Below are 19879 nucleotides of genomic sequence, written 5' to 3'. Positions count from 1 at the left end.
TCAGCGAGTAATGCCGCGAGTCGACGACTGGATCGAGTCGCGGAACACGGCGACTTCAGGAAACTGCGCCGAAGGCTCGGCCAGTTCGGCCAGCGCCTGCTCGACGGTCAGCCCCTGGCGGTACACCACCTTGTAGGCACGACGCAGGGCATGGATCGCCTCCTCACTGAATCCACGACGGCGCATGCCCTCGAAATTCATGCTGCGCGCTTCCGCCGGGTTACCGAACACCGTGACATAGGCCGGAACGTCCTTGCCAATGGCGGTACCCATGCCGGAAAAGCTGTGGGCGCCAATGTGGCAGTACTGATGAACCAGGGTGAAACCGGACAGGATCGCCCAGTCATCCACGTGCACGTGGCCGGCCAACGCCGTGTTGTTCACCAGAATGCAGTGATTACCGATAACGCTGTCATGGCCGATGTGGGCATAGGCCATGATCAGGTTGTGGTCACCCAGGGTGGTTTCTGAACGATCCTGAATGGTACCCCGGTGAATGGTCACCCCTTCACGGATGACATTGTGATCACCGATCACCAGGCGAGTTTCCTCACCTTTGTACTTCAGATCAGGCGTGTCCTCACCTACCGAGGAGAACTGGTAGATACGGTTATGCTTGCCGATCCGGGTCGGCCCCTTGAGCACCACGTGCGGGCCGATCACTGTTCCCTCGCCGATTTCCACACCTGCGCCGATGATCGACCAAGGGCCGACCTCGACGCCGTCAGCCAGAATGGCCGTCGGATCGATGATTGCGCGAGGGTCAATCAAACTCATAGTTTGCGTTCCGCACAGATGATTTCAGCCGAGCAGACCGGCTTGCCATCGACCGAAGCCTGGCATTCGAACTTCCAGATCTGGCGCTTGCAGCTCAGGAACTTGGCTTCAAGAATCAACTGGTCGCCCGGCAGCACCGGCTGGCGGAAGCGCAATTTGTCAGAGCCGACAAAGTAGTAAAGCGTGCCATCGGCCGGCTTCACGTCGAGCATTTTGAAACCAAGGATTCCGGCAGCCTGAGCCATCGCCTCGATGATCAGTACGCCCGGCATGATTGGATGCGCAGGGAAGTGACCATTGAAGAAGGGTTCGTTGATGCTGACATTCTTGTAGGCACGAATGCACTTGCCCTCAACATCCAGGTCCACTACCCGGTCCACCAGCAGGAACGGGTAACGGTGAGGCAGGTATTCGCGAATCTCGTTGATGTCCATCATTTCGGGGGGAAGCCTATGTAAAGATTGGGAGCGCGCGACGGACGCACACTCCTCTAGCAAATCAAGGAGGCAGTCTAACGGCTGTGCACACTTGATGTGGAAATGGTATCAGCCATCTGATGAAGCATTGCCGCCAGGGGTCACTTCCCCTACGTGCTTTTCCAGCTGTCGCAGGCGTCGCGCGATATCATCGAGCTGACGGATGCGTGCCGCGCTTTTGCGCCACTCGGCAGCCGGTTGCATGGCGGTACCGGACGAATAGGCACCCGGTTCGGTGATCGAATGGGTGACCATGGTCATGCCGGTCAGGAATACGTTGTCGCAGATATCGATATGCCCAACCAGGCCAACACCGCCAGCCAGCATGCAATGCTTGCCGATCTTGGTGCTGCCGGAAATCCCCACGCACGCCGCCATGGCGGTGTGATCACCGACCTGTACGTTGTGGGCGATCTGAATCTGGTTATCCAGCTTCACACCGTTGCCGATGATGGTGTCAGCCAACGCGCCGCGGTCGATAGCGGTATTTACGCCAATCTCCACGTCGTCGCCGATCGATACACCACCGACCTGGGCAATTTTCTGCCAGATGCCTTTCTCGTTGGCAAAACCGAAACCTTCGCCGCCCAGCACCGCACCGGACTGTATGACCACGCGCTTGCCGATGCGCACGTCGTGGTACAGCGTCACCCGCGGAGCCAGCCAGCCACCTTCACCGATCTCGCTGCGAGCGCCCACGAAGCAATGCGCACCGAGGGTCACCCCGGCAGCAATTCGCGCCGCACTCTCGATCACGACAAAAGGGCCAATACTCGCGGCCGGATCAACCACCGCATCCGCCGCAATCACCGCTGTCGGGTGAATACCGGCTGCCGACTTGGGCTTGGGATCAAACAGGTGGGAAACCCGCGCATAGGCGGCATAGGGGTCAGGCACGACCAGCGCATCCCCGGCAAACCCTTCGGCATCAGCGGCCTTCAGCAACACGGCTGCGGCCTGGCTGTCGGCCAGGTATTTACGGTATTGGGGGTTTGCCAGAAAGCTCAACTGAGCTGGGCCAGCCTCTTGCAAAGTGGCCAGCCCAGTAATGTCTTTTTCCGGGTCGCCACGAAGGGTGGCGCCGAGGAACTCGGCCAACTGGCCGAGCTTTTTAGTCACTGTCATGGATTACTTCAGCTGATTCATGCGCTCGATAACCTGGCGCGTGATGTCGTACTGAGGCTTGACATCAATCACTGCGCCACGCTCGAAGACCAGGTCAAAAGCACCTTTCTTGATGACTTCTTCCACAGCGCTGTCCAGTTTCGGCTTGAGCTGCTTCAGCATTTCACGGTCGGCAACGGCTTTGGCTTCGTTCAGTTCCTTGGACTGGAACTGGAAGTCACGGGCCTTTTGCTTGAACTCCAACTCAAGACGCTCACGCTCGCCCTGGGCCATCTTGTCGCCACCGCTCACCAGACGATCCTGGATGCCTTTGGCACTGCTTTCCAGGCTCTTGAGCTTGGACAGCTGCGGGCCGAACTTCTTCTCGGCATCCACGGCGTATTTCTTCGCCGCGTCAGACTCCAGCAGGGCCATCTGGTAGTTCAGTACCGCGATTTTCATCTCGGCAAATGCCGGGGTTGCTACCAGGACAGTTGCCAGGAGAACCAATTGAGTCAACTTACGCACGATGCACTCCTACAAAATCCATTGTCGTTATCTTGGGTCAGACTCTTAGAACGTCTGACCGAGGGAGAATTGGAACACTTGAGTATCAGCGTCGTCAGGCTTCTTCACCGGCATGGCCAGAGCAAAGCTCAAAGGACCCAATGCGGTAACCCAGGTCACGCCAACCCCCACGGAACTGGCCAGGTTGCTCAGGCTGACGTCGTTGCACTGCGTGTTGGACTTCGAGCCATTGGTGTTGGTGGTCTGCTCGCACTTGGAGTCGAATACGTTACCCACATCCCAGAACAGGGATGTACGCAACGAACGCTGGTCCTTGACGAATGGCATCGGGAACAACAGCTCCGCCCCCCCCTGGATCAGGACGTTACCACCAAACGGCAATGGATCCTGATCCGGGTCTTCCACGGTGCCTACGTTACCCGTACTACCTGCGCCACGACTCGGCGTACTGCGAGGACCCAGGCTGCTGTCCTTGAAGCCACGAACCGAGTTGAAGCCACCAGCATAGTAGTTTTCGTAGAATGGCAAGCCATCGGTCGAACCGTAACCGTCACCGTAACCCAGTTGGGTATGGAAACGCATGGTGTAGGTGTCGGTCAGCGGCTGGAACAACTGGCCACGGTAATCGAGCTTGAAGAACGACAGGTCGCTACCCGGGGTGGTCGCTTCCACGGTCACGCTCTGAGAGTGTCCACGGGTTGCCAATACACCTTTGTTCAGTGTCGATTCGGACCAGCCGGCCGACGCCTTGAAGTTCAGGTACTTGTCGCCTTCACGGTTCACGAAGTCGAAGATCTCGTCGACGGTGTACTGACCGGTCTGGATCTCGTCCTGCTGCGCGGTCAGGCCAAAGGTCAGGCGCGACGTCTCGCTGATCGGATAACCGACGCTGACACCGGCACCCAGGCTGTCAACCGAATAGCTGGAAACGTCAGTATCGAGCTCATCGTAGTCGGTGGTGCGATAGAACGCGTTGTAGCCCAGGCTCACGCCATCGGCCGTCCAGTAGGGGTCCACATAACCGAAGTTATAGCGGCTCTGGTATTCACTGCGGGTCAAGCCGATGCTGACCTTGTTACCCGTACCCAGGAAGTTGTTCTGCGTGATCGAGCCACCCAGGATCAGACCGGCGCTCTGGGCAAAACCGACGCTGGCGGTAATGGAGCCGGAGGCCTGCTCTTCAACGCTGTAGTTCACGTCAACCTGGTCATCGACACCCGGCACGGCCGGCGTCTCGACGTTGACTTCCTTGAAGAAGCCCAAACGTTCCAGGCGGACCTTGGACTGGTCGATCAGGTAGGTCGAAGCCCAGCCACCTTCCATCTGACGCATTTCACGACGCAGCACTTCGTCTTCCGACTTGGTGTTGCCACGGAAGTTGATGCGGTTCACGTAAGCGCGCTTGCCCGGATCGACCACAAAGGTGATATCAACCGTGTGATCGTCGTCATGGGGCTGAGGCACGCCGTTGACGTTGGCGAAGGTATAGCCCTCGTTACCCAGGCGGCGGGTGATCAGGTCGGAGGTGGTGGTCATCAGCTTGCGCGAGAACACCTGGCCTTTTTGCACCAGCAACAGCGCCTTGACCTGGTCTTCAGGGACTTTCAGGTCACCACTGAGCTTCACGTCACGAACGTTGTACTTCTGGCCTTCGTTGACGTTGACGGTGATGTAGACGTGCTTTTTATCCGGGGTGATGGACACCTGGGTCGAGGCGATATCCATGTTGATATAGCCACGGTCCAGGTAGTAGGAACGCAGACGCTCCAGGTCACCGGACAGTTTTTCACGCGCGTACTTGTCGTCGTTCTTGAAGAACGACAACCAGTTGGTGGTCTTGAGTTCGAACAGGTCGATCAGGTCTTCATCGGCAAATACCGTGTTACCCACCACGTTGATGTGCTGGATCGCGGCAACGGTGCCTTCGTTGATATTGACCTTGAGGCCAACGCGGTTGCGCGGCTGAGGAACGACTTCGGTATCGACGGTCGCCGAGTAGCGGCCCTGGGCTACGTACTGACGCTGCAGTTCGTTACGCACCCCTTCAAGGGTCGCACGCTGGAAGATCTCGCCTTCAGCCAGACCGGACTGCTTGAGGCCTTTCATCAAGTCTTCAGTGGAGATCGCCTTGTTGCCTTCGATCTCGATACTGGCAACCGACGGGCGCTCGACTACCGTGATGACCAGGACATTGCCATCACGACCCAGCTGGATATCCTGAAAGAAACCGGTTTTGAACAGCGCACGAGTAGACTCCACCAAGCGACGATCGTCCGCCTGGTCACCGACGTTCAACGGCAAGGCACCAAAGACGCTACCCGCGGATACCCGCTGGAGGCCATTGACGCGAATATCGGAGATAGTGAAGGACTCGGCGTGAACTTCGGCGATCATCAATACGGTGAAAACCGCAGTTAGCAGCAGACGTTTCATGAAGTCCTTTCTTATTCCAACTGGCAATAAACAAACTGCCGCAAAATGCGGCAGATTCGCAATTCAGCGAAGCGTTACAGTCGACCCAGATCGTTGACCAGAGCAAGCAACATCACCCCGATCACCAAACTGATACCGATCTGTATCCCCCAACCTTGCACCCGATCCGACAAGGGACGACCACGCGCCCACTCGATCAGATAAAACAACAAATGCCCCCCATCCAGTACAGGAATGGGCAACAAATTCAGAACCCCCAGGCTAATACTCAGATAAGCAAGGAAATTCAGGAAATCAGCAACACCCGACTGGGCAGAAGCGCCCGCCACTTTAGCAATGGTTATCGGTCCACTCAAGTTTTTTACCGAGAGCTCACCGAACAACATTTTCTTGAGCGAATCGAGGGTCAGCACACTCATGGTCCAGGTGCGTCGCGCACCTTCGCCAATGGCCGCGACAGGACCAAAGCTGACTTCACGAACCATCTCTGGTGGCCATTCGACAGCTTTCACGCCGGCGCCCAGGTAACCGCTGGCCGCTTTCGTATCACCACGCGCAGCCAAGGTGACAGGGACGTCGATTTGAGCACCGTCACGCTCGACACGCAGCACAATTTTGGTATCAGGACGTACACGAACCTGGTCCACCACTTGTTGCCAGTCGTTCAACGCCTGGCCATCCAGCGCCAGCAGGCGGTCACCGGTCTTCAAGCCGGCGGCTTGCGCCGGCCCTTTGGGGTCGAGCTCAGCCAACACCGGCGGCAAGGCCGGACGCCACGGACGAATACCGAGCGAACGAATAGGATCTGGCTCATCGGTACCCTTGAGCCATTGATCAAGCACCAGCTCACGAGGAGAGTCGGCACTGGAGCCCTGCTCACGCACCAACAGATGAACGGTCCCGCTTTCACCCAGGCGCCGGATCAACTGCAAATTGACTTCCCCCCACCCTGTCGTCGCCTCGCCGTCGACAGCCGTGATTTCCTGCCCCGGACTCAAGCCCGCCTTCGCGGCAATACTACCGGCCTCGACACCACCAATGACCGGACGCACCTGCTCGCTGCCCAGCATCGCCAGGCCCCAGAAGAACACGAAGGCCAACAGGAAGTTAGCGATAGGGCCCGCCGCAACGATTGCAATGCGCTGACGGACCGATTTGCGATTGAAGGATTGATCAAGCTGATCCGCTGGTACTTCGCCTTCACGCTCATCGAGCATTTTCACGTAGCCACCCAAGGGGATGGCTGCGATCACGAACTCGGTGCCACGCCGATCATGCCAGCGCAGCAGCGGCATGCCGAAGCCCACGGAGAAACGCAGCACCTTGACGCCACAGCGACGCGCGACCCAGAAATGGCCAAATTCGTGAAAGGTGACCAGCACGCCCAAGGCCACCAGGGTGCCAACAATCATATAGAGCGCGCTCATCTACTTTTTTCTCCGCAATCCTATTCAGCGCCGCCGCGAGCAAACGCGCGGCAACACTTATCGCCCGTGACGACTCATCCAACGCTCGGCCAGCAGCCGAGCCTTGGCGTCCGCCGTGAACACCGCATCAAGGTCATCGACCGGCACAACAGGCTCAAGGTTCAACACCTCTTCAATGATACTCGCGATCTCAAGGTAACGGACACGCCCGTCCAGAAAGGCTGCAACCGCCACTTCATTGGCGGCATTGAGCATGGCCGGGGCGCTGTTTCCCGCCTCCGCGGCCTGACGCGCCAGACGCAAGCACGGGAAGCGCGCCTCGTCGGGCGCCTGGAAATCCAGGCGCGCAATGGCAAACAGGTCAAGCGGTGCGACACCGGAGTCGATCCGCTCAGGCCATGCCAGCGCATTGGCGATGGGTGTGCGCATATCCGGATTGCCCAATTGCGCCAGCACCGAACCGTCAACATAGTCGACCAGCGAATGAATCACGCTTTGCGGGTGGATCACCACCTCGACCTGCGACGGCCGGGCATCGAACAACCAGCAAGCCTCGATCAGCTCCAGGCCCTTGTTCATCATGCTGGCCGAATCGACCGAAATCTTGCGCCCCATCGACCAGTTGGGATGAGCGCAGGCCTGGTCAGGCGTCACATGCGCCAACTCTGCCATGGAGGTTTGCCGGAACGGGCCGCCAGAAGCAGTCAGCAATATCCGCCGAACGCCGACAGCGCCGAGCCCGCGGGAAAAATCGGCGGGCATGCACTGAAAGATCGCGTTGTGCTCGCTATCGATGGGCAGCAGCACTGACCCACTCTTGTGCACCGCCTGCATGAACAGGGCGCCGGACATCACCAGCGCCTCCTTGTTGGCCAGCAGGATCTTCTTGCCCGCCTCGACCGCCGCCAGCGTCGGACGCAGGCCCGCCGCGCCGACAATGGCCGCCATCACCGCATCGACTTCGGCGTCGGAGGCCACCTGGCACAATCCCTCCTCCCCCACCAGCACGCGCGTCGACAGGCCGGCAGCCTTCAGCGCCTCCTGAAGACTTCGAGCCACCACAGGCTCGGGAACAACGGCAAAGCGCGGCACATGACGAATGCACAACGCCAGCAGCTCATTCAGCCGCGAGAAGCCGCTCAAGGCGAAAACCTGATAACGCTCCGGATGACGGGCAATCACATCCAGGGTACTCAGACCAATGGAGCCGGTCGCCCCCAGGACGGTAATCTGTTGTGGACGGCTCACGGTGCCGCCATCCACAGCAACACTGCAAACACGGGAATCGCCGCCGTCAGGCTGTCGATACGATCCAAAATCCCGCCATGGCCAGGCAGCAGGTTACTGCTGTCCTTGATCCCCGACTGGCGCTTGAACATGCTCTCGGTCAAATCACCCACCACCGAAATGAAGACGATGACAGCAGCACCGATCAACCCCTTGAGCATCTCACCGAGCGTCCAATCGCGCACCAGCCCTACGACCAGGGTGATGACCAGACTCAGCAGCAAGCCACCGTACACGCCCTCCCAGCTCTTGCCGGGACTGACCTGCGGTGCAAGCTTGCGCTTGCCAAAAGCCCGACCGGAGAAGTAAGCACCAATGTCAGCGCCCCAGACCAGCACCATGACCGCCATGATCAGCCAGTTACCCAACGGCTGCTGCTTGATCAGGATCAGGCCCTGCCAGGCTGGCAACAGGATCAACAGGCCGATCACCAGCTTGCAGGCCGCACTGGCCCAATGCTCGCTGGTTCTGGGATAGGTCAGCACCAGGAAGGTCGCCACCGCCCACCACAGCACGGCTGCCCCCAGCACCCACGGCGCCAGGCCCGGCACCAGGTGCATGACAAACAGGATCGCCGCCACCACTGCCGCATAGGCCACACGGATCGGTTGCTCGGTGAAACCTGCCAGGCGCGCCCACTCCCAGGCACCGAGGGTCACGACCAGGCCGATGAACAGCGCAAAGCCGGAGCCTTCGAGCAGAAAAAAGCCGCACAAGGCGATGGGCAGCAGGATCAGTGCCGTGATGATTCGTTGTTTAAGCATTAAACCCGGGCTCCAGCTTCGACCTGCTCGCTCGTTTTACCGAAGCGACGCTGACGAGAGGCGAAATCGACCAGCGCATTGCGCATGGCTTCGTGTTTGAAGTCCGGCCAGAACAGGTCGGAGAAATACAACTCGGCGTAGGCCAGCTGCCACAACAGGAAGTTGCTGATGCGATGCTCGCCGCCGGTACGAATGCACAAGTCCGGCAACGGCAGATCCCCCGTGGACAGGCAGGTCTGCAGCAACTCGGGCGTGATGTCCTCGGGACGCAAGTGACCGGCCTGGACTTCCCGCGCCAGGCGCTGTGCGGCCTGGGCGATATCCCACTGCCCACCGTAGTTGGCCGCGATCTGCAGGACAAAGCGATTGGCACCGGCCGTCATCGCCTCGGCCTCGCGCATGGCAGCCTGAAGCTCTGGATGAAAGCGCGAACGATCACCGATGATACGCAAGGCGATGTTGTTATCGTTGAGGCGCTTGGCCTCGCGACGCAACGCCTTGAAAAACAGATCCATCAAGGCACTGACTTCATCGGCCGGGCGCTGCCAGTTTTCACTGGAGAACGCGAACAACGTCAGAACCTCGACACCCGACTCAGCGCACACCTCGATAACGGCGCGCACCGCATCGACACCCGCCTTGTGCCCGGCAACGCCGGGCAAGAAACGTTTTTTTGCCCAGCGATTATTGCCATCCATGATGATCGCGACGTGGCGCGGCACCGTGGACAGCACAGGCTGCTTGGTCTTTTCCATGAAAGCGCGACCCTTATACGGCCATCAAATCCGCTTCTTTTTGCTTCACGGCGACTTCGATTTCAGCAACGAACTTGTCGGTCAGCTTCTGGACATCGTCAGCAGCACGACGCTCTTCGTCTTCGCTGATTTCTTTCTCTTTGACCAGATCCTTGAGCTGGCTCAGCGCGTCACGACGGATATTACGCACCGCCACACGAGCATCTTCCGCCGCTTCACGCGCCTGCTTGGTGAAGCCCTTACGGGTTTCTTCAGTCAGCGCTGGCATGGAGATCAGCAGCAGCTCACCCAGGTTGGTCGGATTCAGGTTCAGACCGGCGCTCTGGATCGCCTTGTCGACGGCCGCCAGCATGTTGCGCTCGAAAGCGACGACTTGCAGGGTGCGAGAGTCCTTCACGGTCACGTTAGCCACTTGGCTAATCGGGGTATCGGCGCCGTAGTAAGGCACCATCACGCTGCCCAGAATGCTCGGGTGCGCCTTGCCGGTACGGATCTGGCTGAATGCTTTAGCCAGGGAATCCATGGATTTGCTCATGCGCTCTTGAGCGTCTTTCTTGATTTCGTTGATCATTGTTCGCCTTCCTCGATCAGAGTCCCTTCAGCGCCGCCATGTACGATGTTCAGCAGGGCGCCGGGCTTGTTCATGTTAAATACGCGCAGCGGCATCTTGTGGTCGCGGCACAGGCAAATTGCCGTCAGATCCATCACACCCAGCTTGCGATCCAGCACTTCATCGTAGGTCAGATGATCGAACTTCTCGGCATGCGGGTCCTTGAATGGGTCTGCAGTGTACACACCGTCAACCTTGGTCGCTTTCAGTACCACGTCGGCATCGATCTCGATCGCTCGCAGGCACGCTGCCGAGTCGGTCGTGAAGAACGGGTTGCCAGTACCGGCAGCGAAGATCACCACTTCCTTGGCGTTCAGGTGGCGCATGGCTTTGCGGCGATCATAGTGATCGGTTACGCCCACCATGGAAATAGCCGACATCACGATGGCCGAGATATTGGCACGCTCCAGCGCATCGCGCATGGCCAGGGCATTCATCACAGTGGCCAGCATGCCCATGTGGTCGCCGGTGACCCGATCCATGCCGGCCGCACTCAGTGCCGCGCCGCGGAACAGGTTGCCACCGCCAATGACCAGACCAACCTGAACGCCGATACCGACCAACTGGCCGACTTCCAGCGCCATGCGGTCCAGCACCTTGGGATCAATCCCGAACTCTTCGGAGCCCATCAGGGCCTCGCCGCTAAGCTTGAGTAGAATGCGTTTATAGCGAGCCTGATAACCACTGCCCTGCTGAGCCATTGCGAATCTCTCCTGCGGCGTATTTTAAAAAATTCTTTGCGGGCTGTTTGCAGCCTGCGTTCACTCTAGCTTGACGCTATCACAGCGCCATCAGAACACGGCTTTGTAAGCCAGTTCCGATGAGAAGCCAAATAAATTGGCCTTTGCATCTGAAAAGAGGCTGCGCGCGTGAGCGGGCAGCCTCTTTCGGGCGACAGTTAAAAAACCGTCTTATTGCTTGGCGGCAGCCAGCTGAGCTGCAACTTCTTCTGCGAAGTTATCAACTGGCTTCTCGATGCCTTCGCCTACTTTGAAGTAGGTGAAGGAAACGATTTCAGCGCCGGCTTTCTTGGCCAAGGCACCCACGGTGAGCTCTGGATTCATGACGAAAGCTTGCTCGACCAGGCTGGCTTCAGCCAGGAACTTGGTGATACGGCCGCCAATCATCTTCTCGACGATTTCAGCTGGCTTGCCTTTCATCTTGTCTTCGTTGAGGCTCAGGAAGACCGCTTTTTCACGCTCGATGGCTTCTGGCGAAACCTGCGATGGCAGCAGGAACTCAGGGTTGCTTGCCGCCACGTGCATGGCGATCTCTTTGGCCAGTTGAACATCACCGCCCTTGAGAACAACAGCAACACCGATCTTGTTACCGTGCAGGTAGGTGCCGACAACGTCACCCTCTACGCGCACCAGGCGACGGATGTTGACGTTTTCGCCAACTTTGGCCACCAGGGCTTCACGAGCCGATTCCTGAGCGGCGATCAGCGGAGCTGCGTCGGTCAGTTTTTCGGCGAAGGCTTTTTCTACGCTGGCAGCAACGAAGTTTTTGAAGTCATCTTGCAGGGCCAGGAAGTCGGTCTGCGAGTTCACTTCCAGCAGCACGGCCGACTTGTCGTCAGCCTTGATGGCGATAGCGCCTTCAGCAGCAATGTTGCCTGCTTTCTTGGCAGCCTTGATGGCGCCCGAAGCACGCATGTCATCAATGGCTTTTTCGATGTCGCCGCCAGCCTTGGTCAAGGCTTTCTTGCAGTCCATCATGCCTTCGCCGGTACGCTCGCGCAGTTCTTTGACCAACGCTGCAGTAATCTCTGCCATTTCAAAATTCCTCTTGGATAGGTTATCAACCATTCCACCCGATCGAACGGGCGTTCAATTCTTCCCGAACCACCCTTGTTAGCTGCCGCACGTTACAGATAGAGCAGTGGGCGCCGACAAATGGTTTTCGAGGTGGCAAAAAGGGGGCCAAGCCCCCTTTTTGCTTACTGAGTCAACGCCAAGGCGTCAATTACTCAGCCGCAGCTACCGGAGCTTCTTCAACGAAGACTTCAGTGCCGCCAGAAACGTTGTTGCGACCACGGATAACAGCGTCAGCCATCGAACCCATGTACAGCTGGATAGCGCGGATTGCGTCATCGTTGCCTGGGATGATGTAGTCAACGCCTTCCGGGCTGCTGTTGGTATCGACTACGCCGATAACCGGGATGCCCAGCTTGTTGGCTTCGGTGATCGCGATGCGCTCGTGATCAACGTCGATAACGAACAGTGCGTCAGGCAGACCGCCCATGTCCTTGATACCACCCAGGGAACGATCGAGCTTTTCCAGGTCACGGGAGCGCATCAGCGCTTCTTTCTTGGTCAGCTTGGCGAAAGTACCGTCTTCGGCTTGTACTTCAAGGTCACGCAGACGCTTGATGGAAGCACGGATGGTCTTGAAGTTGGTCAGCATGCCGCCCAACCAGCGGTGATCGACGTACGGCGAACCGCAACGTGCTGCTTCTTCAGCAACGATCTTGCCAGCGGAACGCTTGGTGCCGACGAACAGAATCTTGTTTTTGCCCTGGGCCAGACGCTCTACGAAAGTCAGAGCTTCGTTGAACATTGGCAGGGTTTTTTCAAGGTTGATGATGTGAATCTTGTTACGCGCACCGAAAATGTATTTACCCATTTTCGGGTTCCAGTAACGGGTCTGGTGACCGAAGTGCACACCGGCCTTCAGCATATCGCGCATGTTGACTTGGGACATGATAGTTCCTTAATAAGTCGGGTTTGGCCTCCACGTATCCCAATGACCAACCAGCAGCTTCAGCTGAAGGCACCCAGGTCATCGTGTCGACACGTGTGTGGATTTAAGCCTTTCGGGGCATCCCCGGAAAGCGGCGCATTTTATACCACAGCAAGGCTGAAAACGGAACCCGGATTCTCAAAACCAGGTCAGCGCGGTTGTTCCAGCCCTTGGAATCCTCCAAGAATGCGCCATTCTATAAGCAGAAGCGATGCCGCAAGCGCAGATTTGCCCCGGGCGTCTGTTAGAATTGCCTTTTTCAGGGCCGCGAGCCATATCACGCCGAGCCCATTCCGAATTGAAAGCGCCACTGAGCGTAGAGAGAGCCTGTATGACCGTCACCCTCAAAACCCCAGAGGACATCGCAAAAATGCGCATCGCCGGCAAACTTGCCGCCGACGTGCTGGAAATGATTGCCGACTACGTCAAGCCGGGGATCACCACCGAAGAACTCGATCGCATCTGCCACGATTACATCGTCAATGAGCAGAAGGCCATCCCTGCCCCGCTCAACTACAAGGGCTTTCCGAAGTCAATCTGCACCTCGATCAACCACGTGGTCTGCCACGGCATCCCGAACGAGAAGGCCCTGAAGGACGGCGACACGCTGAACATCGACATCACCGTGATCAAGGACGGCTACCACGGCGACACCAGCCGCATGTTCCACGTCGGCAACGTACCGGTCTGGGCTGAGCGACTGTCGAAAGTCACCCAGGAATGCATGTACAAGGCCATCGAACTGGTCAAACCGGGCTGCCGCCTGGGCGATATCGGCGAAGTGATCCAGAAGCATGCGGAAAAGAACGGTTTCTCCGTTGTCCGCGAGTTCTGCGGCCACGGTATCGGCAAGGTGTTCCACGAAGAGCCGCAGATCCTGCACTACGGCCGTGCTGGCACCGGCATGGAACTGAAGGCCGGCATGACCTTCACCATCGAACCGATGATCAACCAGGGCAAGGCCGACACCAAGGTACTGGGCGACGGCTGGACCGCGATCACCAAGGACCGCAAGCTGTCCGCCCAATGGGAGCACACTCTGCTCGTGACGGAAACCGGCTACGAAATCTTCACCCTGCGCGGCGATGACACCATCGCGCGCGTTTCAGCCTGACCTGCCGTCCTGAGCCTATATAGATAGAAAGGAAAGCCAATCGATGCCGCAGGTGGATCCAGAACTCTTCGACCGCGGCCAGTTCCAGGCTGAACTGGCCCTGAAGGCGAGCCCGATCGCAGCCTTCAAGAAGGCGATCCGCCAAGCGCGCGAGGTGCTCGACGGGCGTTTTCGCAGTGGCCGGGATATCCGCCGCCTGATCGAGGACCGCGCCTGGTTCGTCGACAACATCCTGCAAAAGGCCTGGGAGCAGTTCGACTGGAACGCTGACGCCGACATCGCGCTGGTCGCGGTCGGCGGCTACGGTCGCGGCGAGCTGCACCCCTACTCCGACATCGATTTGCTGATCCTGCTCGACAGCGCCGACCACGAAGTCTTCCGTGACTCCATCGAGCGCTTTCTGACACTGCTATGGGACATCGGCCTGGAAGTCGGCCAGAGCGTTCGCTCGGTGGACGAATGCGCCGAAGAAGCCCGCGCCGACCTGACGGTGGTCACCAACCTGATGGAAAGCCGCACCATCGCCGGTCCCGAGCGCTTGCGCCAGCGGATGCTCGACGTCACCAGCACCGAGCACATGTGGCCGGCCAAGGAGTTCTTCCTGGCCAAGCGTGCCGAACAAAAAGCACGTCACCACAAATACAACGACACCGAATACAACCTGGAACCCAACGTCAAAGGCTCGCCTGGTGGCCTGCGGGATATCCAGACGATTCTGTGGGTAGCCCGCCGCCAGTACGGCACGCTGAACCTGCGGGCACTGGCGGGCGAAGGTTTCCTGGTGGAAAGCGAAAACGCCCTGCTGGCGTCCTCCCAGGAATTCCTGTGGAAAGTCCGCTATGCCCTGCACATGCTGGCCGACCGCGCCGAGGACCGTCTGCTGTTCGATCACCAGCGCTCGATCGCCAGCTTGCTGGGCTTTGCCGGGGACGACGCGAAACACGCCATCGAAAACTTCATGCAGCAGTACTACCGGGTGGTGATGAGCATTGCCCAGCTCAGCGACCTGATCATCCAGCACTTCGAGGAAATCATCCTCGCCCCGGAAGACGAAGCGCCGCCGCAGCCGATCAACTCGCGCTTCCAGCTGCATGACGGCTACATCGAAGCCATCAACAACAACGTGTTCAAGCGCACGCCGTTTGCCATGCTGGAAATCTTCGTACTGATGGCTCAGCAGCCGGAAATAAAGGGCGTACGCGCCGATACCATCCGCCTGCTAAGGGAGCACCGTCATCTGATCGATGACGACTTCCGCCATGACATTCGCAACACGAGCCTGTTCATCGAACTGTTCAAGTGCAAGATCGGCATTCACCGAAACCTCAGGCGGATGAACCGTTACGGCATTCTTGGGCGCTACCTGCCGGAGTTCGGATTCATCGTCGGGCAAATGCAGCACGACCTGTTCCACATCTATACGGTCGACGCCCACACCCTGAACCTGATCAAGCACTTGCGTAAGCTGCAATACACTCAGGTGTCCGAGAAATTCCCGCTGGCCAGCAAGCTCATGGGCAAGCTGCCCAAGCCTGAACTGATCTACCTCGCCGGGCTCTATCACGACATCGGCAAGGGGCGCCATGGCGACCATTCGGATATTGGCGCCGTCGACGCTGAAGCCTTCTGCCAGCGCCATCAATTGCCGACCTGGGACAGCCGGCTGATCGTCTGGCTGGTGCAAAACCACCTGGTCATGTCGACCACGGCCCAGCGCAAGGATCTGTCCGACCCGCAGGTGATCCATGACTTCGCGCAGACCGTGGGCGACGAGACCCGCCTCAACTACCTCTACGTGCTGACCGTCGCGGACATCAACGCCACCAACCCGACCTTGTGGAACTCCTGGCGCGCCAGCCTGCTGCGCCAACTCTACACCGAGACCAAGCGTGCCTTGCGTCGCGGCCTGGAGAACCCGGTGGACCGCGAAGAGCAGATTCGCCAGACCCAAAGCGCGGCCTTGGACATTCTGGTGCGCGGCGGCACCGACCCGGACGACGTCGAGCAACTCTGGTCGCAACTGGGCGATGACTATTTCCTGCGTCACACCGCTGGCGACGTGGCCTGGCACTCGGACGCGATCCTGCAGCAACCGGCCGATGGCGGCCCGCTGGTGCTGATCAAGGAGACCACCCAACGGGAGTTCGAGGGTGGCACGCAGATTTTCATCTATGCCCCCGACCAGCACGACTTCTTCGCCGTGACCGTGGCCGCGATGGACCAGCTCAACCTGAACATTCACGATGCCCGGGTCATCACCTCCAGCAGCCAGTTCACCCTCGACACCTACATCGTGCTCGACACCGACGGCGACTCGATTGGCGACAACCCTGCGCGGGTCAAACAGATCCGTGACGGCCTGACCGAAGCCCTGCGCAACCCGGACAACTACCCGACCATCATCCAGCGTCGGGTGCCACGCCAGCTCAAGCATTTTGCGTTCGCACCACAAGTGACGATCCACAACGATGCCCAGCGCCCGGTCACCGTGCTCGAACTCAGCGCACCGGACCGCCCTGGCCTGCTCGCGCGAATAGGACGAATCTTCCTCGAGTTCGACCTATCGCTGCAGAACGCCAAGATTGCCACCCTCGGCGAACGGGTCGAAGACGTGTTCTTCATCACCGACGCCGACAACCACCCATTGTCCGACCCCCAGCTGTGCAGCCGCTTGCAGGATGCGATCGTCGAACAACTGAGCGTCAGCCCGCAACCTTCAATCGAACTGTCGCGCATCAGCATCTGACGTGCGACATGATTTAACCGCTTTGAGTGAGACCTGCGCACCGATGAACAACGCTCTGAACCAACTCCAGCCCTACCCGTTCGAAAAACTGCGCGCCCTGCTCGGCGCGGTGACGCCCAACCCCGACAAGCGCCCTATCGCCCTGTCCATCGGCGAGCCGAAACACCGCTCGCCAAGCTTTGTCGCAGAAGCCCTGGCCAGCAACCTGGACCAGATGGCCGTCTACCCCACGACCCTGGGTGTTCCCGCCCTGCGCGAAGCCATTGCGGCCTGGTGCGAGCGTCGGTTCAACGTGCCCGCAGGCTGGATCGATCCGGCCCGCAACGTGCTGCCCGTCAACGGTACCCGTGAAGCACTGTTCGCCTTCACCCAGACCGTGGTCAACCGGGGTGACGACGCGCTGGTGGTCAGCCCGAACCCGTTCTACCAGATCTATGAAGGTGCTGCGTTCCTCGCTGGCGCCAAGCCCCACTACCTGCCGTGCCTGGACGAAAACGGCTTCAACCCCGATTTCGACGCCGTCTCACCGGACATCTGGAAACGCTGCCAGATCCTGTTCCTGTGCTCGCCGGGCAACCCGACCGGTGCGCTGATTCCGCTCGACACCCTGAAAAAGCTGATCGCCCTGGCCGACGAGTATGACTTCGTGATCGCGGCCGACGAGTGCTACAGCGAACTCTACTTCGACGAGCAGACACCCCCACCGGGCCTGCTCAGTGCCTGTGCGGAACTGGGCCGCAAGGACTTCAAACGCTGCGTGGTGTTCCATAGCCTGTCCAAGCGCTCCAACCTGCCGGGCCTGCGCTCGGGCTTCGTGGCCGGGGATGCCGAGATCCTCAAGGGATTCCTGCTGTACCGCACCTACCATGGCTGCGCCATGCCGGTTCAGACCCAACTGGCCAGCGTTGCGGCATGGAATGACGAAGTCCATGTGCGCGCCAACCGTGCGCTGTACCGCGAGAAGTTCGATGCGGTGCTGGAGATCCTCAGCCCGGTCATGGACGTGCAGCGTCCGGATGGCAGTTTCTACCTGTGGCCGAACGTTGCAGGCGACGACGCGGCGTTCTGCCGCGACCTGTTCGTCGAAGAGCACGTGACCGTCGTGCCTGGCTCTTATCTGTCCCGTGAGGTCGACGGCGTCAACCCGGGCGCCGGCCGTGTGCGCATGGCACTGGTTGCGCCGCTGGCCGAATGCGTCGAGGCGGCAGAGCGGATTCGCGAGTTCATCCAGCGCCGCACATAAGCGACATCCTGGCGGCAGGCACGCGCCCCCCCTTTCGGACGCGTGCCTCACTTCATCAGCCCCAGATTGGCCTCACTGAGGTCCAGCACACATCAGGCAACAAGTTGCCGTCGAAGTGCCATATTAGACGCTTAGACTAGGGGCTGGCCCTTGCACAAAGGTCGCACCTGACCGGGCAACCTGTCGCACAATCGCTCAAAGCCGGATCCCGGTCGACGCCGAACCCGCCCGGTCATGGCATAATCCTTCACCATTTTTATCTTCAGCACCTCCAAAGGGGGGCAATTCCTTGACCGCTTCAAGCAAAACGTTGCACCTTTTCGGCATCAAAGCCTGCGACACCATGAAAAAGGCGCGCACCTGGCTGGATGAACACGCTGTCAGCTTTGATTTCCATGATTACAAAACGGCCGGAATCGACCGTGAACACCTGACCCAGTGGTGCAACGAGCACGGCTGGCAGGTGGTGCTCAACCGTGCAGGCACGACCTTTCGCAAACTCGATGACGAATGCAAAGCCGATCTCGACCAGGCGAAAGCGATCGAATTGATGCTCGCACAACCGTCGATGATCAAGCGCCCGGTGCTCGATCTCGGTGACCGAACCCTGATTGGCTTCAAGCCAGATATCTACGCGGCAGCGCTCAAGTAAGCCCGCCCGTTCAATTTCGTAAGAGGTAATTGCATGTCCACTACCCTGTTCAGCCTGGCCTTCGGTGTCGGCACCCAGAATCGTCAAGGCGCGTGGCTGGAAGTGTTCTACGCCGCTCCCGTGCTCAAGCCTTCGGCTGAAGTAGTTGCCGCCATTGCCCCGATCCTGGGCTACACCGAAGGCAATCAGGCCATCGCGTTCAGCACCGCCCAAGCCTCGCAACTGGCCGAAGCCCTTAAGGGCGTCGACGCGACCCAGGCCGCCCTGCTGACCCGCCTGGCAGAAAGCCACAAGCCGCTGGTCGCCACATTGCTGGCCGAAGATGCCCCGTTGAGCTCCACCCCTGAGGCCTACCTCAAGCTGCACCTGCTGTCCCATCGCCTGGTCAAGCCTCACGGCCTGAACCTGACGGGCATTTTCCCGCTGCTGCCGAACGTCGCCTGGACCAGCCAGGGCGCCATCGACTTGAGCGAACTGGCCGAGCATCAACTCGAAGCCCGTCTGCGGGGCGAGTTGCTGGAAGTGTTCTCGGTAGACAAGTTCCCGAAAATGACCGACTACGTGGTACCGGCCGGCGTGCGTATCGCTGACGCCGCTCGTATCCGCTTGGGCGCCTACGTGGGCGAAGGCACCACCGTGATGCACGAAGGCTTCGTCAACTTCAACGCCGGTACCGAAGGCCCGGGCATGATCGAAGGCCGCGTCTCTGCTGGCGTGTTCGTCGGCAAGGGTTCGGACCTGGGCGGCGGTTGCTCCACCATGGGCACCCTGTCGGGCGGCGGCAACATCGTGATCAAGGTGGGCGAAGGCTGCCTGATCGGTGCCAACGCCGGTATCGGTATCCCGTTGGGCGACCGCAACACCGTCGAGTCCGGCCTGTACGTGACCGCCGGCACCAAAGTGGCCCTGCTGGACGAGAACAACCAACTGGTCAAAGTGGTCAAGGCGCGCGAACTGGCCGGCCAGACCGACCTGTTGTTCCGCCGCAACTCGGAGACCGGTGCCGTGGAGTGCAAAACCCACAAATCGGCCATCGAACTGAACGAAGCGCTGCACGCTCACAACTAAGCAGAGCGTCAAACGATCACCCTGTAGGAGCGAGCTTGCTCGCGAAGAACATATAGACGACACGTGCTGCCTGATGCCGCGCGTTATCGTTAACGTCCATCGCGAGCAAGCTCGCTCCTACAGGTCAGGCGTACACCCGCCCATGTCACCAGG

General features: G+C 59.3%; 18 protein-coding genes. 5 read left to right on the top strand and 13 right to left on the bottom strand.

Features of this window, described 5'->3' with window-relative positions; genetic code table 11:
- The 13 genes from lpxA to rpsB form a co-directional block, all read right to left on the bottom strand.
- Positions 1–777, bottom strand: coding sequence for an acyl-ACP--UDP-N-acetylglucosamine O-acyltransferase (gene lpxA / locus CKW07_RS19140; protein WP_095146542.1), 777 nt, complete (start codon positions 775–777; stop codon positions 1–3).
- Positions 774–1214 (bottom strand): 3-hydroxyacyl-ACP dehydratase FabZ, encoded by a 441-nt coding sequence (gene fabZ / locus CKW07_RS19135; RefSeq protein ID WP_095146541.1) that lies wholly within the window; start codon positions 1212–1214, stop codon positions 774–776. The genes lpxA and fabZ overlap by 4 nt, the downstream gene beginning before the upstream one ends.
- Positions 1215–1322: 108 nt before the next feature.
- Positions 1323–2378 carry a UDP-3-O-(3-hydroxymyristoyl)glucosamine N-acyltransferase gene (gene lpxD / locus CKW07_RS19130; RefSeq protein ID WP_095146540.1) on the bottom strand — a complete coding sequence of 352 codons (1056 nt, stop codon included), beginning with the start codon at positions 2376–2378 and terminating at the stop codon, positions 1323–1325.
- Between the two features lie 3 nt (positions 2379–2381).
- Positions 2382–2885, bottom strand: a complete 504-nt coding sequence (locus CKW07_RS19125) for an OmpH family outer membrane protein (RefSeq protein ID WP_095146539.1) — start codon at positions 2883–2885, stop codon at positions 2382–2384.
- Between the two features lie 45 nt (positions 2886–2930).
- The gene (bamA, locus tag CKW07_RS19120; RefSeq protein WP_095146538.1) at positions 2931–5318 is read right to left on the bottom strand and encodes an outer membrane protein assembly factor BamA; all 2388 of its coding nucleotides are present in this window, start codon (positions 5316–5318) and stop codon (positions 2931–2933) included.
- A gap of 74 nt (positions 5319–5392) precedes the next feature.
- Positions 5393–6745, bottom strand: a complete 1353-nt coding sequence (gene rseP / locus CKW07_RS19115) for a sigma E protease regulator RseP (protein WP_095146537.1) — start codon at positions 6743–6745, stop codon at positions 5393–5395.
- A gap of 57 nt (positions 6746–6802) precedes the next feature.
- Positions 6803–7993, bottom strand: coding sequence for a 1-deoxy-D-xylulose-5-phosphate reductoisomerase (gene ispC, locus CKW07_RS19110; protein WP_095146560.1), 1191 nt, complete (start codon positions 7991–7993; stop codon positions 6803–6805).
- The gene (locus tag CKW07_RS19105) at positions 7990–8796 is read right to left on the bottom strand and encodes a phosphatidate cytidylyltransferase (RefSeq protein ID WP_095146536.1); all 807 of its coding nucleotides are present in this window, start codon (positions 8794–8796) and stop codon (positions 7990–7992) included. Before CKW07_RS19105 ends, ispC begins: the two co-directional genes overlap by 4 nt.
- Entirely contained in the window at positions 8796–9551 is a 756-nt protein-coding gene (uppS, locus tag CKW07_RS19100) for a polyprenyl diphosphate synthase (RefSeq protein WP_095077478.1), read from the bottom strand. The genes CKW07_RS19105 and uppS overlap by 1 nt, the downstream gene beginning before the upstream one ends.
- Positions 9552–9564: 13 nt before the next feature.
- Positions 9565–10122, bottom strand: a complete 558-nt coding sequence (gene frr / locus CKW07_RS19095; protein WP_095146535.1) for a ribosome recycling factor — start codon at positions 10120–10122, stop codon at positions 9565–9567.
- Positions 10119–10862 carry a UMP kinase gene (gene pyrH, locus CKW07_RS19090; RefSeq protein WP_019692086.1) on the bottom strand — a complete coding sequence of 248 codons (744 nt, stop codon included), beginning with the start codon at positions 10860–10862 and terminating at the stop codon, positions 10119–10121. The genes frr and pyrH overlap by 4 nt, the downstream gene beginning before the upstream one ends.
- A gap of 210 nt (positions 10863–11072) precedes the next feature.
- Positions 11073–11936, bottom strand: a complete 864-nt coding sequence (gene tsf, locus CKW07_RS19085) for a translation elongation factor Ts (RefSeq protein WP_095146534.1) — start codon at positions 11934–11936, stop codon at positions 11073–11075.
- Positions 11937–12126: 190 nt separating this feature from the next.
- Positions 12127–12864: a 30S ribosomal protein S2 gene (rpsB, locus tag CKW07_RS19080; RefSeq protein WP_047526298.1), complete on the bottom strand. Its 738-nt coding sequence runs from the start codon at positions 12862–12864 to the stop codon at positions 12127–12129.
- 370 nt (positions 12865–13234) lie between these two features.
- On the opposite strand from rpsB, the gene map reads away from it, so the two are divergent.
- The 5 genes from map to dapD all read left to right on the top strand — a co-directional run bounded on the left by map (position 13235) and on the right by dapD (position 19726).
- Positions 13235–14017, top strand: coding sequence for a type I methionyl aminopeptidase (gene map / locus CKW07_RS19075; RefSeq protein ID WP_095146533.1), 783 nt, complete (start codon positions 13235–13237; stop codon positions 14015–14017).
- A gap of 43 nt (positions 14018–14060) precedes the next feature.
- The gene (locus CKW07_RS19070; protein ID WP_095146532.1) at positions 14061–16763 is read left to right on the top strand and encodes a [protein-PII] uridylyltransferase; all 2703 of its coding nucleotides are present in this window, start codon (positions 14061–14063) and stop codon (positions 16761–16763) included.
- A 43-nt stretch (positions 16764–16806) separates the two neighbouring features.
- The gene (gene dapC / locus CKW07_RS19065) at positions 16807–18006 is read left to right on the top strand and encodes a succinyldiaminopimelate transaminase (protein ID WP_095146531.1); all 1200 of its coding nucleotides are present in this window, start codon (positions 16807–16809) and stop codon (positions 18004–18006) included.
- A gap of 289 nt (positions 18007–18295) precedes the next feature.
- The gene (locus CKW07_RS19060; RefSeq protein WP_095146530.1) at positions 18296–18658 is read left to right on the top strand and encodes an ArsC family reductase; all 363 of its coding nucleotides are present in this window, start codon (positions 18296–18298) and stop codon (positions 18656–18658) included.
- 33 nt (positions 18659–18691) lie between these two features.
- Complete coding sequence (gene dapD / locus CKW07_RS19055) at positions 18692–19726, top strand: 2,3,4,5-tetrahydropyridine-2,6-dicarboxylate N-succinyltransferase (protein WP_095077487.1); 1035 nt, start codon at positions 18692–18694, stop codon at positions 19724–19726.
- The last annotated feature ends 153 nt before the right edge of the window (positions 19727–19879 follow it).

The organism is Pseudomonas sp. Irchel s3b6, from assembly GCF_900187415.1.
GTDB lineage: Bacteria > Pseudomonadota > Gammaproteobacteria > Pseudomonadales > Pseudomonadaceae > Aquipseudomonas.
This window is presented reverse-complemented; position numbering and strand designations above follow the sequence as displayed.

Excerpts from the sequence above, each read along its gene's own strand:
- CKW07_RS19070 (WP_095146532.1), top strand. The coding sequence starts at position 14,061 with ATGCCGCAGGTGGATCCAGAACTCTTCGACCGCGGCCAGTTCCAGGCT.
- dapC (WP_095146531.1), top strand. The coding sequence starts at position 16,807 with ATGAACAACGCTCTGAACCAACTCCAGCCCTACCCGTTCGAAAAACTG.
- rpsB (WP_047526298.1), bottom strand. The coding sequence starts at position 12,864 with ATGTCCCAAGTCAACATGCGCGATATGCTGAAGGCCGGTGTGCACTTC.
- frr (WP_095146535.1), bottom strand. The coding sequence starts at position 10,122 with ATGATCAACGAAATCAAGAAAGACGCTCAAGAGCGCATGAGCAAATCC.
- fabZ (WP_095146541.1), bottom strand. The coding sequence starts at position 1,214 with ATGATGGACATCAACGAGATTCGCGAATACCTGCCTCACCGTTACCCG.
- rseP (WP_095146537.1), bottom strand. The coding sequence starts at position 6,745 with ATGAGCGCGCTCTATATGATTGTTGGCACCCTGGTGGCCTTGGGCGTG.
- tsf (WP_095146534.1), bottom strand. The coding sequence starts at position 11,936 with ATGGCAGAGATTACTGCAGCGTTGGTCAAAGAACTGCGCGAGCGTACC.
- map (WP_095146533.1), top strand. The coding sequence starts at position 13,235 with ATGACCGTCACCCTCAAAACCCCAGAGGACATCGCAAAAATGCGCATC.
- lpxD (WP_095146540.1), bottom strand. The coding sequence starts at position 2,378 with ATGACAGTGACTAAAAAGCTCGGCCAGTTGGCCGAGTTCCTCGGCGCC.
- lpxA (WP_095146542.1), bottom strand. The coding sequence starts at position 777 with ATGAGTTTGATTGACCCTCGCGCAATCATCGATCCGACGGCCATTCTG.
- bamA (WP_095146538.1), bottom strand. The coding sequence starts at position 5,318 with ATGAAACGTCTGCTGCTAACTGCGGTTTTCACCGTATTGATGATCGCC.
- dapD (WP_095077487.1), top strand. The coding sequence starts at position 18,692 with ATGTCCACTACCCTGTTCAGCCTGGCCTTCGGTGTCGGCACCCAGAAT.
- CKW07_RS19105 (WP_095146536.1), bottom strand. The coding sequence starts at position 8,796 with ATGCTTAAACAACGAATCATCACGGCACTGATCCTGCTGCCCATCGCC.
- uppS (WP_095077478.1), bottom strand. The coding sequence starts at position 9,551 with ATGGAAAAGACCAAGCAGCCTGTGCTGTCCACGGTGCCGCGCCACGTC.
- pyrH (WP_019692086.1), bottom strand. The coding sequence starts at position 10,862 with ATGGCTCAGCAGGGCAGTGGTTATCAGGCTCGCTATAAACGCATTCTA.